The sequence below is a fragment of the Bombella pluederhausensis genome (genome assembly GCF_026385525.1).
GTDB lineage: Bacteria > Pseudomonadota > Alphaproteobacteria > Acetobacterales > Acetobacteraceae > Bombella > Bombella pluederhausensis.
This window is the reverse complement of the sequence record NZ_JANIDY010000006.1, coordinates 23,366-38,074: the sequence shown is the minus strand read 5'-3', so window position 1 is coordinate 38,074 and position 14,709 is coordinate 23,366. Positions and strand designations below refer to the sequence as shown.

The 14,709-nt window shown below is 57.3% G+C and carries 12 protein-coding genes; 8 read left to right on the top strand and 4 right to left on the bottom strand.

The features are described 5' to 3' along the window. Positions 1-72 precede the first annotated feature (72 nt). The 3 genes from NQF86_RS08980 (at position 73) to NQF86_RS08970 (ending at position 4,027) form a co-directional block, all read left to right on the top strand. A complete protein-coding gene (locus NQF86_RS08980) occupies positions 73-2,043 on the top strand; it encodes a hybrid sensor histidine kinase/response regulator (RefSeq protein ID WP_266117313.1) in 1,971 nt (656 codons plus the stop codon). Further along, positions 1,991-3,493, top strand: a complete 1,503-nt coding sequence (locus NQF86_RS08975; protein ID WP_266117312.1) for an ATP-binding response regulator — start codon at positions 1,991-1,993, stop codon at positions 3,491-3,493. Before NQF86_RS08980 ends, NQF86_RS08975 begins: the two co-directional genes overlap by 53 nt. Positions 3,494-3,583: 90 nt before the next feature. Continuing rightward, the gene (locus NQF86_RS08970; RefSeq protein ID WP_266117311.1) at positions 3,584-4,027 is read left to right on the top strand and encodes a SufE family protein; all 444 of its coding nucleotides are present in this window, start codon (positions 3,584-3,586) and stop codon (positions 4,025-4,027) included. A gap of 88 nt (positions 4,028-4,115) precedes the next feature. Here the strand turns inward: NQF86_RS08970 and NQF86_RS08965 are convergent, their stop codons facing one another. Continuing rightward, on the bottom strand, positions 4,116-4,433 hold the full coding sequence (locus NQF86_RS08965) for a hypothetical protein (protein ID WP_266117310.1): 318 nt from the start codon (positions 4,431-4,433) through the stop codon (positions 4,116-4,118). Positions 4,434-4,655: 222 nt separating this feature from the next. Then, on the bottom strand, positions 4,656-7,103 hold the full coding sequence (locus NQF86_RS08960; RefSeq protein ID WP_266117309.1) for a glucose/quinate/shikimate family membrane-bound PQQ-dependent dehydrogenase: 2,448 nt from the start codon (positions 7,101-7,103) through the stop codon (positions 4,656-4,658). 373 nt (positions 7,104-7,476) lie between these two features. Between NQF86_RS08960 and rpmI the strand changes: the two genes are divergently transcribed. From rpmI to lpxB, 5 genes are all read left to right on the top strand, one after another. After that, positions 7,477-7,680, top strand: coding sequence for a 50S ribosomal protein L35 (gene rpmI / locus NQF86_RS08955; protein ID WP_043557923.1), 204 nt, complete (start codon positions 7,477-7,479; stop codon positions 7,678-7,680). Positions 7,681-7,694: 14 nt separating this feature from the next. Then, complete coding sequence (gene rplT, locus NQF86_RS08950; protein ID WP_043557924.1) at positions 7,695-8,048, top strand: 50S ribosomal protein L20; 354 nt, start codon at positions 7,695-7,697, stop codon at positions 8,046-8,048. A 174-nt stretch (positions 8,049-8,222) separates the two neighbouring features. Beyond that, entirely contained in the window at positions 8,223-9,293 is a 1,071-nt protein-coding gene (gene pheS / locus NQF86_RS08945) for a phenylalanine--tRNA ligase subunit alpha (RefSeq protein WP_266117308.1), read from the top strand. 1 nt (position 9,294) lies between these two features. Next, positions 9,295-11,763: a phenylalanine--tRNA ligase subunit beta gene (gene pheT, locus NQF86_RS08940; protein WP_266117307.1), complete on the top strand. Its 2,469-nt coding sequence runs from the start codon at positions 9,295-9,297 to the stop codon at positions 11,761-11,763. A 36-nt stretch (positions 11,764-11,799) separates the two neighbouring features. Next, positions 11,800-13,023 (top strand): lipid-A-disaccharide synthase, encoded by a 1,224-nt coding sequence (gene lpxB, locus NQF86_RS08935; RefSeq protein WP_266117306.1) that lies wholly within the window; start codon positions 11,800-11,802, stop codon positions 13,021-13,023. A 55-nt stretch (positions 13,024-13,078) separates the two neighbouring features. Here the strand turns inward: lpxB and trpS are convergent, their stop codons facing one another. Then, a complete protein-coding gene (gene trpS / locus NQF86_RS08930; protein WP_266117305.1) occupies positions 13,079-14,068 on the bottom strand; it encodes a tryptophan--tRNA ligase in 990 nt (329 codons plus the stop codon). Positions 14,069-14,170: 102 nt separating this feature from the next. Then, positions 14,171-14,662 carry an FKBP-type peptidyl-prolyl cis-trans isomerase gene (locus tag NQF86_RS08925; RefSeq protein WP_407652900.1) on the bottom strand — a complete coding sequence of 164 codons (492 nt, stop codon included), beginning with the start codon at positions 14,660-14,662 and terminating at the stop codon, positions 14,171-14,173. Positions 14,663-14,709 lie beyond the last annotated feature (47 nt).

The following is a 14,709-nucleotide window of genomic DNA, read 5'->3' as shown; positions in this document are numbered from 1 at the left end:
AGATGAAGGGCAGGGTGAAAACTTTTCCCGTTCTGTCTCCTTACTTCTGCACCTAGCTTCAAGAGAGGCGTAATGCAAATCTTACCCACGCTGGATGAAAAAGACGTTCATATTTTGCTGCTGGACCCGGCTGGAGATGACCATAGCCGGGTTTACGGTCTGCTGCGTAATGAGGGAATGGACGTTACCTGCCGGCAGGGTGGTGAAGCAATGCTGGAGGTACTGGAAGCCTGCTGCAGGGAAAAAAGGCGGGTGGATATGGTCATCTGTTGCACTCTCCAGCGGGGAATGAGCGCCGGGCAGTTTGTGCGCCGTGTCAGGGCGACTCCTGCCATGCAGGACGTGCCTGTACTGATGCTGACAGAAGATGTTTCCCCACGGGTTGAGATGGATGGGCTGGAGAGTGGTGCTGATGCCTATCTGTCCAGTTCGGCTCATTCTGATCTTTTGCTGTTGCGTATCCGTACGCTTCTGCATCTGGCGGAGGAAAAGCGGCATCGTAATCCGCAATGGCATGCACGGCGGGCCAGAGTGGTTATCGTCCGGGCACCGGAAGATGAGTCGGTCTTGGATTTCTGGAATGACCCAAGTTTTTCCGCTTGCGGCAATGTCTCTGATGGAATGGAGGAAGTTGGTCTCGGGGAATTGCTCTGGCGGGATGGGCATACCGTGACCACCGTTACACGCTCCAGCGATCTGCTGAATGGAGGCTGGCTGACAGACCCGGATGGGCCGGACTGCATCGTGTTGGAGGATATGCAGGATAACGAGGCAGACCTCTCTTTTTGTCGTCTGTTGGACCAGCGCCGTCATGCCTTGCGGGCGCAGGGGGGGATTCCCTTTCGGATTCTGGGTATCGTGCCAGCGGAGCGGTTCCGTGGTGAGTCCTGTGTCGTGTTTCTGGAGGCTGGGCTGGAGGACCTTGTCCCCAGTGATATGACGCCGGTCGTGTTGGCGTTGCGTATCCGGGCGATGGTGCGGCGGCGGCGGGAGAATGAGGCCTTCCGCCAGCGTGAGATGGAAAGGCAACAGTCAGCTCTGGCGCTGGAGGCTGCACAGGCACAGGCGTCGCTGGCAGAAGCGTTGGCCCATGCGAACCGTGAGCTGGCCCAGATGAATGACGAGCTGATGCAGACACAGGCCAGACTGGTGCAGACGGCCAAGATGGCTTCTCTGGGGGAGCTGGTGGCCGGTATTGCGCATGAGATCAATAATCCGCTGGCCTTTACGCTGGGCCACGCCGATACGGTGGAGCGGTGCCTGCTATGGGCGCAGCGCATCATTCCGGGCAAGGCGGAGCGGGCCCGGATTGGACAGGCAACAGCCCGGCTTGATGCTATGAAGACGGGGCTGGGCCGGATACGGGACCTTGTCGTGCGTCTGCGCCGTTTCTCCCGGCTGGAAGAAGGCCAATGGTGTATGGTGAATGCTGGCGAGGCCATAGAGGCCGGTCTGGCACTGGTTCGCCACAGGCTGGGAAAAGAAATTACAGTGGAGTGCTGCCTTGATGCTCCATTAGGGCTGATCTGTCAGGAAACGCTGTTTCATCAGGCAGTTATGAATCTCATCGCCAATGCGGCGGATGCGTTGAATGATGCCCGGCAGGAAGGGAAGCTTCATCACAAAGGGCTGATACGGATTACAACACGCCTTTATGATGGTATCTATGAAATTAGGGTCAGTGATAACGGGCCTGGTATCGACTCAGCGGTTCGTCCTTGGATTTTTGATCCTTTCTTTACCACCAAGGCACAGGGGCAGGGGACGGGGCTGGGCCTGTCCATCGTTCATGGAATCGTTCAGGCTCATGGTGGGACGATTGATGTCATGGATACGCCAGATGCGGGAGACGCCTGTCCGTCAGAAGGACATGAAGGGGCCGCCGGGCGTGGTGCACATTTTGTGATTCGCCTTCCTGTTCATGAGACGGCAGAAGGATGGGCTGTACGAGAGCCAGAACGGCGCAGGGCACAGGAGGAAATAAAACTGCATGAACGAGCCTTACACTATAAAGGCCAGACCTTGCGTTCTTCTGCTGGATGACGAAGAGGAAATACTCGTTGCTCTTGGTGATCTGCTGGAAGAAAGCTGCACGCTGCTGAAGGCAACGGACCCCCATGAGGCCCTTGCCCTGCTGGCAGAGCATCCGGAGATTTCGGTCATTATTTCAGACCAGCGGATGCCCGGAATGACAGGCGACCAGTTTCTTGGTCGTGCCTGTTCCTGTTCCGATGCTCGTGCCATCCTGTTGACAGGCTATGCGGATCTGGACGCCGTGGTAGAAGCTCTCAACCACGGGAAGATTGTGGCCTATGTGCATAAACCGTGGGAAGCCGATCATGTATTCAGCCTCGTGCATGAGGCTCATAGAACATGGCAGGCTCAGCGGGCTCTAAAGGTTGAGCAGGCCCTTCTGCGTGGTTTGATGGAAGGATTGCCCTTTGGGCTGGTCTTCTCAGATGCGCAGGGGCGGTGCATTCGCAGTAATCGTGACTGTGACAGTCAGCTGGAGCAGGACCACTATGAACCCAGCCTTCAGCCAGTCATCGAGAGGATGCGTAAGCAGGTCTGGCGGGATGGGCAAGCTGAGGAGCTGTTGGAGGTCTGCACGAAGGACGGCAAGAGCATATGGCACGAGATTTTCCGCATGGCACTGAAATGGCCGGAGGGTGCCTCTTTTGCCGAGGCATGGCAGGTCAGTGTGGACAGGGACGTGACCCATCGGGTGATGATGGAAAATAGGCTGAACCGGGGAGAACGGTTGGAAGCCTTAGGCCGTCTGGCAGGCGGTGTGGCCCATGACTTCAATAATCTTCTCACCATATTGGGCGGGTGTCTGGATACGCTGGCCGAGCTGGATATCCATAGCGAGACCGTTCAGGACATCAAGCAGAAATGGCTGAATCGGGCTCTTGATACTGTCATGCGGGGAGAGGTGCTGACCCGCCGGCTTCTTCAGTTTGGACGGGCTGGCAAGAGTGAGAGCATGACGGTGCGTCCGCTGGATATGAACCTGTTTTTGAAGGAACGGGCCTGTCTGTTCCGGCAAAGCTTTTACGGGGCAGTCCCGGCTATCCGTTTTGTGCTTGATATCTCAGCCGAGACTCTGCCGCCTGTTCTGACGTGCCCGGAACAGCTGGAAATGGCCCTGCTGAATCTCTGTGTGAATGCCCGTGACGCCATGCCGAATGGCGGTATCGTGACGCTTGCAGCTTATCGCATTTCTCACAGATTACCCGCTGCACCGTCAGAATGTGAGCAAGACCATGCCTTAGCACTGGAAGTACGGGATGAAGGCGAGGGGATGGACGAGGACGTTCAGCGCCATATTTTCGAACCCTTCTTCACCACCAAACAGGCTGGGAAAGGAACAGGGCTGGGATTAGCAGGCATATACAGCTTCATTCTGGCGCATCATGGTGATGTTGTTGTGGAGAGTGCTCCCGGACAGGGCACGACTATGAGACTTCTGCTCCCCATATTGCAGAGCTGACAGAGCACCCTGTTGAGGGAGTGGTTTTCATTCTGCCAGAGCCGGGTATGATGCGCTTTCAAGATGGACCAAGGAGAAGGGCTGAGATGTATGGCCGATAAGACATCCTGTTTTGTACAGCCGCAGGAAGATAATGCCGCACAGGCCATTGCAGCGATTGGTGACGAGCTTTCTCTGTTTGATGACTGGATGGAGCGTTATCAGTACATCATAGAGCTGGGGCGAAAGATTCCGGCTTTTCCGCAGGAATGGCAGAATGATGCCCATCGTGTGCCGGGGTGTCAGAGTCAGGTCTGGCTGGAGGCAGAAGAACGGGACGGACGCCTGTTTTTTGCCGGAGCATCTGATGCAGCTATTGTTCAGGGATTAGTGGCCCTGTTGCTGAGGGTCTATTCAGGCCGAACACGGGACGAGATTTTGGAGACAGAGCCGGTCTTCCTGCACGAGTTGGGTCTTGTAAAAGCTCTTTCGGCCAATCGTGGGAATGGGGTCGAGGCAATGGCAAAGGCCATTCGACAGTGTGCCGCAGGTTGAAAACTGTATCTGGTAAATGAAAGAAGGCCCTCCAGCGTGATGACTGGAGGGCCTTCTTTCATGACGGGTCTATGCCCTTAGAGACGAGTCACGGTGCCGGTGTTGCAGCCGGTGCCGGGGTACCGGGAGCAGGCATATCAGACTTCATCGGGTTGGTGCTGTCTTTTACAGTGTCAGGGGCTGTTGTGGTAGCTTCAGCGGCTGGCTTGCTGTCCTTGTCTTTGCTGGCGCATTTGGTGAATTTGCCCTTCTGGTCCCGGCAGGGCTTGGCTTTCTGCTTCTCGCATTTTGTGAACTGCCCTTTTTCATTACGGCAGTGATGGGCCTTGCTGTGAGCGGCAAAAGCTGCCTGACTGGTCAGGGCGCTGGCGATAAGAGCAAATGCGGCCATGCGGCGGAACATCATGAGACTTTTCCTTCTGTCAGAACGGTAGGCGACTAATCTGACTCCACCCTATACAGAACGCCAGCATGGCGATAGTGAAGTCTCCGTCATTTTTAATAATAATATATATTTATTACTGGATGTTGTGGTCTGGGTTTAATTATCCGTAAATACGGCCACAAAAAAGGGGAGGTCCATAAGGACGCTCCCCTCTTTTTATTTCATGATGAACTGGTCAGCTCATCATTTTTTGTCGCTTTCCTCCGGCAGGGCATAGGCGATCAGATAATCACCCATCTTGCTCATGAAGGAGCCATGCCCACCAGCATAGGTCACGATGTACTGGCGACCGTTGATGCTGTAGGTCATGGGGGAAGACTGTGCCCCAGCAGGGAGACGGTCTTTCCAGATGACATGGCCGGTCGTCATATCATAGGCACGGATGTAGTAGTCCTGCGTGGATGTCAGGAAGGCTACGTTGCCAGCTGTTGCCAGCGGCCCGCCAAGGCTCGGTACACCGATCTTGATAGGCGGCAGCTGGATCGGCAGGATGGAGCCGTGCAGGGAGTCCCGCAGGGTTCCGTTGCGATGCTGCCAGACGACCTTGTTGGTCCGCAGGTCAATCCCGGCGACAGCGCCCCACGGTGGCGTACGGCACGGTACGAACAGCCCGATCTTAGCCAGTAGCGGGTCCAGGAAGGGATGGAGGTTGACGGCGTAAGGGATGCCGTAATTCGGCTGGAGCCCTGTTTCGCCGCCGCTACCGCCCTTGCTGTTGGCATCAGGCCAGCGTGGGTTACCCGGTCCACGGGGAACCAGTGTGGAAACGAACGGAATGGAGATCGGGTTGGTGAAGGCAACCTGACGACGCGGGTCAACAGCCAGCCCACCCCATTCGAACATACCCAGATCGCCCGGGAAAACCAGCGTGCCCTGTGTTGAAGGCGGCGTATAGGGGCCTTCATAGCGCAGGCTGTGGAAGTACACGCTACAGACCATCTGATCGAGGATCGTTGCCCCCCACATGTCACGGTCGGACAGCGGTGCTTTCGGGCGCAGGCTCAGATCAGAGTGAGGCTGTGTCGGGCTGGTATGGTCACCCGTAGCCGCACCACCCGGAACCGGAACTTCCGGTGCTGGGACAATCGGCTGGCCTGTACGGCGGTCCAGCACGAAGATGTCGCCGCTCTTGGTCGGGATATAGATGGCCGGAACCAGGCTGCCATCCTTCTGGGTGATGTCCACAAGGTTAGGCTGTGCGGAAGCATCCATGTCCCAGAGGTCATGATGGACTGTCTGGTAGAACCAGACGAGCTTACCCGTATCAGCGTTCAGTGCCACAACACCCGGCGGATAACGCTCGGCATCCTTGTCACGATAGCCACCCCACTGGTCAGGTGTACCGACACCCATGGGGATGTACACCATGTTCAGGTTCTTGTCGTAAGACGAGACAGACCAGGAGTTCGGGGAGTTGGGATGGAAATGCGGGTGTTCTTCACTCGGCATTTCGTTCGGGTCAGGGTTGGCGGCGTCAAATACCCAGACAAGCTTGCCTGTATAGACGTCATAGGCCCGTGTTGCCCCGGAAGGCTGATGGACAGACCCGTTATCCTTCACCGCACTATTGACGATAATCAGCTTGTCCGTAACGACCGGCGGTGATGTCGGTGCATATTCGCCGATTGTCGTATAGGGCTGATGGGAGAAACGCAGGTCCACCTGACCGTTATCGCCGAAGCCCTGGCAGGCCTTACCTGTCTGTGCATCGATCTCGACCATGCGGCCATCATTGACCATGGCGATGATGCGCTTGGCACAATCTGTTGTGGTGACAGGCTGGCCGCTGCTGTCAACGGCATTGGCAGGCATCGTATGGGCGCTGACGCCACGGCATGTCAGATGCTGGAAGCCAGGATTAACATTTACCTTGGGGTCGAACACCCATTTCGTTTTCCCGGTCACAGCATCAACGGCAAAGACCTTCTGATGCAGGGAGCAGAAATAGAGTGTGTTATCGAACTCAAGCGGTGTGGCTTCATTGGTGGCCTCACCCGGGTCACGGGACGGGTCTGGCAGGTCGCCAGTCCGCAGCACCCAAGCAACTTTCAGCTTGTTGACGTTATGGCTGTTGATCTGCTCCAGCGGGGACCAATGGTTGCCATCCTGTGTACGGGCGTAGGATGTCCAGTCACCGTCCGGCACATTGTCCGGGTTGGCCGGTGTGGCATTGACCTGCTCGGTCGGCAGGGATCCGCTGATGTCATAGGGGTCCATGAAGGCGGAGACCACAAGTGCCAGTGCACTGAGGACCACGCCTACACTCAGCGGGATGGTTGCCAGCTTGTTGGCAGCCAGCGGGCGGCGGATGAAGGGCAGCAGCAGCACAATGCCGATGATGATGACAACATCCAGCCGGGGCACGAGGCTCCAGAAGTTGAGGCCTACGACGCAGAGAGCCCAGATGAGGGTACCGAACAGCACGAGTGCATAGATCGCAAGGCCGATCGGTTTCCGTTTGTAAACGAAGAACGCGCTGAGCAAGATGCCCAGCCCGCTGATGAGATAATAGAGGGGGCCACCTTCGCTGATGGAGTAGATACCACCAGCAACCAGTAGCAGGCCGACAATCGCCATGAGGATGGCAACCAGCGGAACCCAGATTCCCCCTGTGCGGGAAGTGGAGGACATGAAGAAGCCTCAGTGTTGTTAAACTTGATCAATCATTTCAAGTATGCCCCAGCAGGGCAGACCTGCTACGGATGATGATCTTCTGTCTTTAAGCACAGGGAAGGGGTGAGGGGTCAAGCATATTGGGCCAATAATTCGGACCAGATAAGTGCTCCTGACATGATGATCACGCTTATGTGATATTTTTGCCGCGGCAATATGCCGGGTAGCATATGGCGTTATCCTGCGTTTTTTTCTTGAGGCACGGTTGCGTTACCCCTATAAGCGCCAGCAGGTTATGCACGCGCCCGGGCCGTATGATGTGGCATGCCCGGCCGTGCGGTCTCTTTTCCCTGTAAGGGGAGAGGGGACTTCAGAACTGAAGGAGATAAAAATGCCCAAATTGAAGACGAAGTCTTCGGTCAAGAAGCGGTTCAAGATCACCGCGACTGGCAAAGTGACCTGTGGTCCCGGCAACAAGCGCCATGGCCTGATTAACCGTCCGCAGAAGATGAAGCGCAGCAACCGCGGTCCGCAGACAATGACGGACATGGATGCTCGTACCGTCAAACAGTGGGCACCCTACGGGCTGTCATAAGGAGTTAAGAAACCATGGCACGTGTTAAACGGGGTACGACCACCCACGCCCGTCACAAGAAGGTCCTTGATCTCGCCAAAGGCTATCGCGGGCGTTCTTCCACAAACTACCGTATCGCTCTGGAGCGGGTCGAGAAGGCACTGCGTTATGCCTATCGTGACCGCCGCAACAAGAAGCGTGACTTCCGCTCCCTGTGGATCCAGCGTATCAGCGCCGCCGTGCGTGAGCATGGCCTGACCTACAGCCGTTTCATCAACGGTTTGAACAAGGCTGGGATCGAGATCGACCGTAAGGTTCTTGCTGCCATCGCTTATGATGATGCAGCAGCTTTTGCTGAGATCGTACGCAAGGCTCAGGCAGCCCTGTAAGAAGATCTCCCATCCTCTCCGGTTCGTTTCTGATGGACCGTGAGGGAAGGGACCGATGATTGGCGGGCTGTTCTGGTAACGGAGCAGCCCGTTTTTCTTTGAGGCTGCTTCAGGAACTTTTCGGACGTGGGAAAAGTTCCTGAAACAGGCTCATGAGATGATGGAAGACAGGCTATGGCCAATGACCTCGAAACTCTGAAAAATGAGACACTGGCGGCCCTGAAACAGGCCAGCACCCATAGCGAATGGGATGCTGTCCGTGTAGGGACGCTGGGGCGCTCAGGTAAGCTGACGGGTTTGCTTCGGCAGCTCGGTTCATTCTCGCATGAGGAACGCAAGGAACGGGGGCAGGCCCTCAACCGCCTGCGGGACGAGCTGACGGTGCTGATTGAGCAGCGTGGCAGGGAGATTGAGGAGCTGGCCCTCCAGCAGCGTCTGGCAGAGGAGACAGTGGATATTACCCAGCCGCCTGCCACGGCACCGGCTGGTCTCATCCATCCTGTCAGCCGGACGATTGAGGAAATCACAGCCATCTTCGGGGCCATGGATTTTCATGTGGCGGAAGGGCCGGATATTGAAAGCCAGTGGCATAACTTCTCCGCCCTGAACACGCCGGAGCATCACCCTGCCCGCACAGAGCAGGATACGTTCTATCTTCCGGCTGTTGGTGAGAGTGAGGAGTTGCGGGTGCTGCGGACGCAGACATCCGGTGTTCAGGTTCGGACCATGCTGGGCGAGAAACCGCCTATTCGCATCATCGCTCCGGGCCGGACCTATCGTGCCGATCATGATGCCACCCATTCGCCGATGTTCCATCAGTGTGAGGGGCTGGTCATCGAGAAGGGTATTACGCTGGGCCATCTGAAAGGGTGCCTGACGGAGTTCCTGCGGGCCTTCTTTAATCAGCCTGATCTGCCTGTCCGGTTCCGGGCGTCCTACTTCCCCTTCACTGAGCCTTCCATGGAAATTGACATCGGCTGGTCACGGGAAACTGGCGTGATCGGTGCCGGGGCTGATTGGCTGGAGGTTCTGGGGGCTGGCATGGTGCATTCCCGTGTGCTGAGCAATTGCGGGCTGGACCCGGCAGAATGGCAGGGCTTTGCCTTCGGTATGGGGATCGAGCGTCTGGCCATGCTGAAGAATGGCATCACGGACCTGCGGTCTTTCTACGAGAGTGATCTGCGCTGGCTGCGTCATTATGGTTTTTCATCACTGTCCCCGGCAACGCTGACGGAGGGTTTCTGATATGAAGTTTTCACTCTCATGGTTGCGGGATCATCTCGATTTCACGGCTTCTCTGGATGATATCTGCACCACACTGAACCGCATCGGCCTTGAGGTCGAAGGTGTGGATGATCCTACGGAGCGTCTGGCGGGTTTCCGCACGGCCAAGATTCTGGAGGCCACCCGCCATCCAGATGCAGACCGTCTTCAGCTTTGCCGTGTGTCTGCTGGCAAGGGCTTTGAAGAAGTTCAGGTCGTCTGCGGGGCACCGAATGCTCGCACGGGCCTGCATGTGATTTTTGCTCCGCCGGGTACATACATTCCCGGTAGCGACATGACGATCAAGCCGGGCAAGATTCGGGGTCAGACCAGCAATGGTATGCTCTGCTCCCTGCGGGAACTGGGGATCGGAGAGGAATCCAACGGCATTGCTGAATTGCCCGATGGCGCACCGCTTGGTGAGGATTATGTCCGCTATGCCAAGCTGGATGACCCTGTCATTGAGATTGCCATCACACCCAATCGTGGTGATGCGCTGAGTGTCCGGGGCATTGCCCGTGATCTCGCTGCTGCCGGTCTGGGCAAGTTGAAGCCGTGGCTGACGGAAACGGTGGAAGGGCAGGGTGAAAGCCCAATCCAGTGGGAGCTGAATCATCCGGCCTGTTCCTATGCCACTGGGCGTCTGATCCGTGGCGTGAAGAATGGTCCCAGCCCGGCATGGCTGAAGCGTCGTCTGGAGAGTGTTGGTCTGCGCTCACAGTCGGCTCTGGTGGATGTTACCAATTACCTGATGATGGATATTGGCCGTCCCCTGCATGTGTTCGATGCTACCCGTCTGACGGGAAACAGGCTGTCCCTGACATCCGGCACAGGAGAGCATTTCAAGGCACTGGACGGGCAGGAGCTTGTTCTGGGTGCGGATGATCTCGTCATTGCAGATGACGCTGGTGTGCAGTCTCTGGCGGGCATCATTGGCGGTGAGGCGAGCGCCGTTACGGATGAAACGGTGGATGTCTTCGTGGAATCCGCTCTGTTTGACCCGGTGCGTATTGCGCTGACAGGGCGCCGTCTTGGTGTGCAGACAGATGCCCGTTATCGCTTTGAACGTGGTGTGGACCCGGCCCTTGTCCGCTCCGGTCTGGAGGCTGCTACGGCTCTGATCGTGGAGCTGTGTGGTGGTACACCCAGTGACGTGACCGAGGCTGGTGCAGAACCGGCATGGCAGAGAACAGCCAGTCTGCGTTTCGAGCGTCTTGCTACGCTTGGGGGGCTGGAGATCGAAGCCGATAAGGCTGTGGAGATTCTGGAGGCTCTGGGCTTTGAGGTGCAGGAGCGTGCGGCCGATAAGGCTGTGTTTTCCGTGCCATCATGGCGGAATGATGTAGCGGCTGGTCATGGTCTGGCGCAGGCGGAAACGCTGGATGCTGCCACTGCCGAACGGGCCGCTGCGCATGTGGATGCCATGGAGGCCGAGGCCGATCTGGTAGAAGAAGTGCTGCGTATCCGTGGGTTGGATGAGGTGCCGGCGGTATCATTGCCTCGGGCTCATATGGTTCCGGCTCCGGCCGTGACGGCACAGCAGGCCAGAGCGGCTCTGTTGCGGCGCCTGTGCGCCGGTCGTGGCCTGATGGAGACGGTGGGTTTCTCTTTCGTCTCCGATCAGGATGTGGCCCTGTTTGAAGAAGGGCGGGAGCAGGATCGCCTGCTGAACCCGATCGCTACGGACCTGAATCAGCTTCGTCCGACACCGGTCATCAATCTGCTGCGGGCGTTGGGGCGTAATCTGGCCCATGGTCAGGGCTTTGCCGGTGATGCGTCTTTCTTTGAGCTCGGTCCCTGTTTTGGGCAGCAGGGCACCCGTCTAGTGCTTGCCGGTGTGCGTGGTGGCGTCAGCGCCCGTGCGCCCGGTCAGTCTGCGGCTGAACCGTCATGGATGGATGCCAAGGAAGACCTGATGGCCGCCCTCACGGCTCTGGGTGTGGCGGAAGCCTCGCTGAGCAGCACACCAGATGCGCCAGGTTATTATCATCCGGGCCGGTCTGGTGTTGTGAGACAGGGGCCGAAACTGGTTCTGGGTCATTTTGGTGAGCTGCACCCTCGTGTTGCCCGTCATTTCGGCCTGAGCGGTACAGTGGCGCTCTTTGAGGTAACGCTGGATAAGGTGCCTCTGCCTAAGGTGAAACGAAAAGTTGCCCCAACTCTGTCAGCTCTCCAGCCGGTGCGCCGTGACTTTGCCTTCCTCGCAGGGGAGGATGTGCACATTCAGGACGTTCTGAAAGCCGTGCGGATGGCAGACCGTAAGCTGATTACGGATGTGCGTCTCTTTGATATTTTCGAAGGGGGTTCAGTCCCGGCAGGACATCGCTCTCTGGGTGTGGAGGTCACGCTCCAGCCGCAGAAGGACAGCCTGACAGATGCTCAGCTTGACGCTCTGATGACGGCGGTGGAAGCTGCTGTTCAGAAAGCCACAGGGGCAACGCTCCGCCGTTGAACCTCCTGTAACTGAGAGACGAAGGGAACGGATATCATGGTGGATGCGGGTGCTCCTGTAGAAGGTGAAGTTCCCCTTCACCATCATGGCCGGGTGATCTGGATTCTCGCAGGTGAACCAAGCGGGGATAGCATCGGGGCACGCCTGATGCAGGCCCTGCACCGCATCGACCCGACACTGGTGTTTGCCGGTGTCGGAGGCGGGCGGATGGAAGCCAGAGGACTGCGGAGCCTTTTCCCGATGGAGGAGCTCACGGTCATGGGCTTCATGGAGGTGCTGCCCCGGGTGCGCCTCCTGTCCCAGAGGTTGCTGGAGGCAGAACAGGATATTGAGCTGCGCCGCCCGGATATTGTCATTACTATTGATAGCCCGGGTTTTTCTTTCCGTCTTCTAAAGCGTATTCGCAAGCTGAAGGTCCGGCGGCTGCATTATGTGGCCCCGCAGGTCTGGGCATGGCGGGAGAACCGGGTGAAGGGGTATCGGGACCTGTGGGACCGTCTGCTTTGTCTGTTCCCTTTTGAACCGGAATGGTTTGCTGGGCGTGGTTTTTCGGATGCGCATTTTGTGGGGCATCCTATTCTTCAGTCGGGTGTGGCACACGGGGATGCGGAGCGTTTCTATAAACGGCATGATCTTAGGCCGACTAGCCCCGTTTTGATCCTCATGCCGGGTAGTCGTTCTTCCGAGGTGCCGAAATTACTGCCCGTCTTTGAGAAAACTCTGACTATTCTTCATGAGCGTTTCCCGGATTTACAACCTGTCATTCCGGCTACGTCCGGCATGGCACCGCTCGTGAAGAAAATGGTGAAGCATTGGGCTGTTCATCCGTCCATTCTGACGGATACAGAGGATAAGCATGATGCTATCCGTGCCGCTGATTGTGCATTGACCAAATCAGGTACCTCCATTTTGGAGCTGGCTATCGGAAAGGTACCGATGGTCGTTACATATAAGGTCAATCCTGTATCGGCGCTTTTGGGGCGTCTGTTCCTGCGGTTGCCTTACGTGTCCATGATTAACATTCTGGCGGGGAGGGCGGTTGTGCCGGAGTTGATTCAGCATGACTGCACACCGCAGAAGCTGGCGGACGAGATCACGTCTCTCCTGACGGATGAGACAAAGCGCAGGGCCCAGCAGGAAGCCTTTGGGTCTGTGTTGGCCATGCTGGAGGCCCCGGAAGGTGACCTTCCGGCTGTATCGGCCGCCAAGCAGGTGCTGGACTTGATCGAGACACCCTTGTCTGAATTAAGGGCATCATGAAAAAAGGCCCGCTCCCATAAAGGGGGACGGGCCTTTTCTGTAAGGGGGCTCTCTCTTAGCGGAGGAAGCCAACCAGCTTTTCAGCTTCGGTCACGATGGGTTCGGAAACTGCACGGGCACGTTCGGCACCTTGACGCAGAACCTGCATGAGATGGGCCTTGTCATCCATCAGGCGGCGGGTCTCATCAGCAACCGGAGCGAGTGTCTCGACCAACAGGTCGGCCAGTGCCTGTTTGAAGGTACCAAAACCCTGCCCGGCAAACTGGGTTAGCACGTCTGCCAGTGTTTTGTTGGACATGGCGGCATAGATGGTCAGCAGGTTACGGGCCTCTGGGCGGCCTTCCAGCCCGGCTTCCTCGCTGGGGAGGGGCTCGGCATCCGTGCGGGCCTTGCGGATCTTCTGGGCGATCTCGTCAGCCGTGTCATTCAGGATGATGCGGCTCTGGGCGGATGGGTCGGACTTGGACATCTTTTTGCTGCCATCCCGCAGGCTCATAACACGGGCTGCATGAGGCGGAATGAGCGGCTCGATCTGCGGGAAGAATTCAATACCCATATCGTGGTTGAACTTCTGGGCGATGTCATTAGCGAGCTCAAGATGCTGCCGCTGGTCATCCCCGACAGGGACCCGTGTGGCGTGGAACGCCAGAATGTCCGCTGCCATCAGGTTGGGATAGACATACAGGCCAGCAGAATGGTTTTCCCGGTTCTTGCCTGCCTTGTCCTTGAACTGCGTCATGCGGTTCAGCCAGCCTAGACGGGAGACGCAGTTGAAGATCCAGCCAAGGCGGGCATGGGCACTGACGGCGGACTGATTGTACAGGCGTGTCGGGTCAATGCCAGAGGCTAGAAGGCAGGCGGTGGAAGCCAGTGTCTGTTCACGCAGGGCTTCCGGTGACCACGGCATGGTCAGGGAGTGCATGTCAACAAGGCAGAACAGGCAGTCATGGTCCTTCTGCAAGGTGACCCAGTTGCGGATCGCCCCAAGATAGTTACCAAGATGGGGAATGCCTGTTGGCTGAATGCCGGAAAAAACGCGCTGCATGAACATGATCCTGGCGGTAGGAAAAGACAAAACCGTCCCGCTCAAGGATGAGGGGACGGTGAGGTGCCCTGCTAATAGGGCAGAGAAAGCAGAGGAAGACCCTTACTGTATCGGGTTGTCATCCTCGACACCCAAAAGCTGAATCTTGAAGATCAGTGGGCTGTTAGGTGGAATGACCCCCATGGAGCGCTTGCCGTAGCCTAGCTTGGGCGGCACATAGAGCTCCCATGTATCGCCAACGCGCATCATGGGGAGCCCTTCCATCCAGCCTTCAATGACACCATCAAGAGGCATCTCCATATAGGCGGCCCCGGTGTGCATCTCTGATGAATCAAAGATACCACCGTCCGGCAGACGACCTTCATAGATGACCATCATCGTGGCACCCTTCTGCGGGTGAGCGCCATCTTTAGGACCGGACTTCAGCACTTTATAGGCCAGGCCGTCTGGCAGTTTGTGCACGCCCGGCTGTTTATAGACCTGATCCATGAACTGCTGGGGTGTCAGGTCCGGTTTCGGTTTGCCAGCGCAGCCTGTCAGGCCGAGCAGACCAGCCAGCGCACAAGCTGGCAGATAACGGAAGAAAGAACGCAGACAATGGGACATGGAGATGCCTCTTTGCAGACTGATGGGACGGGACA

What these genes read in the sequence shown, in the direction of transcription:
- NQF86_RS08980 (WP_266117313.1), top strand. Translation starts at nt 73, where the DNA reads ATGCAAATCTTACCCACGCTGGATGAAAAAGACGTTCATATTTTGCTG.
- NQF86_RS08975 (WP_266117312.1), top strand. Translation starts at nt 1,991, where the DNA reads ATGAACGAGCCTTACACTATAAAGGCCAGACCTTGCGTTCTTCTGCTG.
- NQF86_RS08970 (WP_266117311.1), top strand. Translation starts at nt 3,584, where the DNA reads ATGGCCGATAAGACATCCTGTTTTGTACAGCCGCAGGAAGATAATGCC.
- NQF86_RS08965 (WP_266117310.1), bottom strand. Translation starts at nt 4,433, where the DNA reads ATGATGTTCCGCCGCATGGCCGCATTTGCTCTTATCGCCAGCGCCCTG.
- NQF86_RS08960 (WP_266117309.1), bottom strand. Translation starts at nt 7,103, where the DNA reads ATGTCCTCCACTTCCCGCACAGGGGGAATCTGGGTTCCGCTGGTTGCC.
- rpmI (WP_043557923.1), top strand. Translation starts at nt 7,477, where the DNA reads ATGCCCAAATTGAAGACGAAGTCTTCGGTCAAGAAGCGGTTCAAGATC.
- rplT (WP_043557924.1), top strand. Translation starts at nt 7,695, where the DNA reads ATGGCACGTGTTAAACGGGGTACGACCACCCACGCCCGTCACAAGAAG.
- pheS (WP_266117308.1), top strand. Translation starts at nt 8,223, where the DNA reads ATGGCCAATGACCTCGAAACTCTGAAAAATGAGACACTGGCGGCCCTG.
- pheT (WP_266117307.1), top strand. Translation starts at nt 9,295, where the DNA reads ATGAAGTTTTCACTCTCATGGTTGCGGGATCATCTCGATTTCACGGCT.
- lpxB (WP_266117306.1), top strand. Translation starts at nt 11,800, where the DNA reads ATGGTGGATGCGGGTGCTCCTGTAGAAGGTGAAGTTCCCCTTCACCAT.
- trpS (WP_266117305.1), bottom strand. Translation starts at nt 14,068, where the DNA reads ATGCAGCGCGTTTTTTCCGGCATTCAGCCAACAGGCATTCCCCATCTT.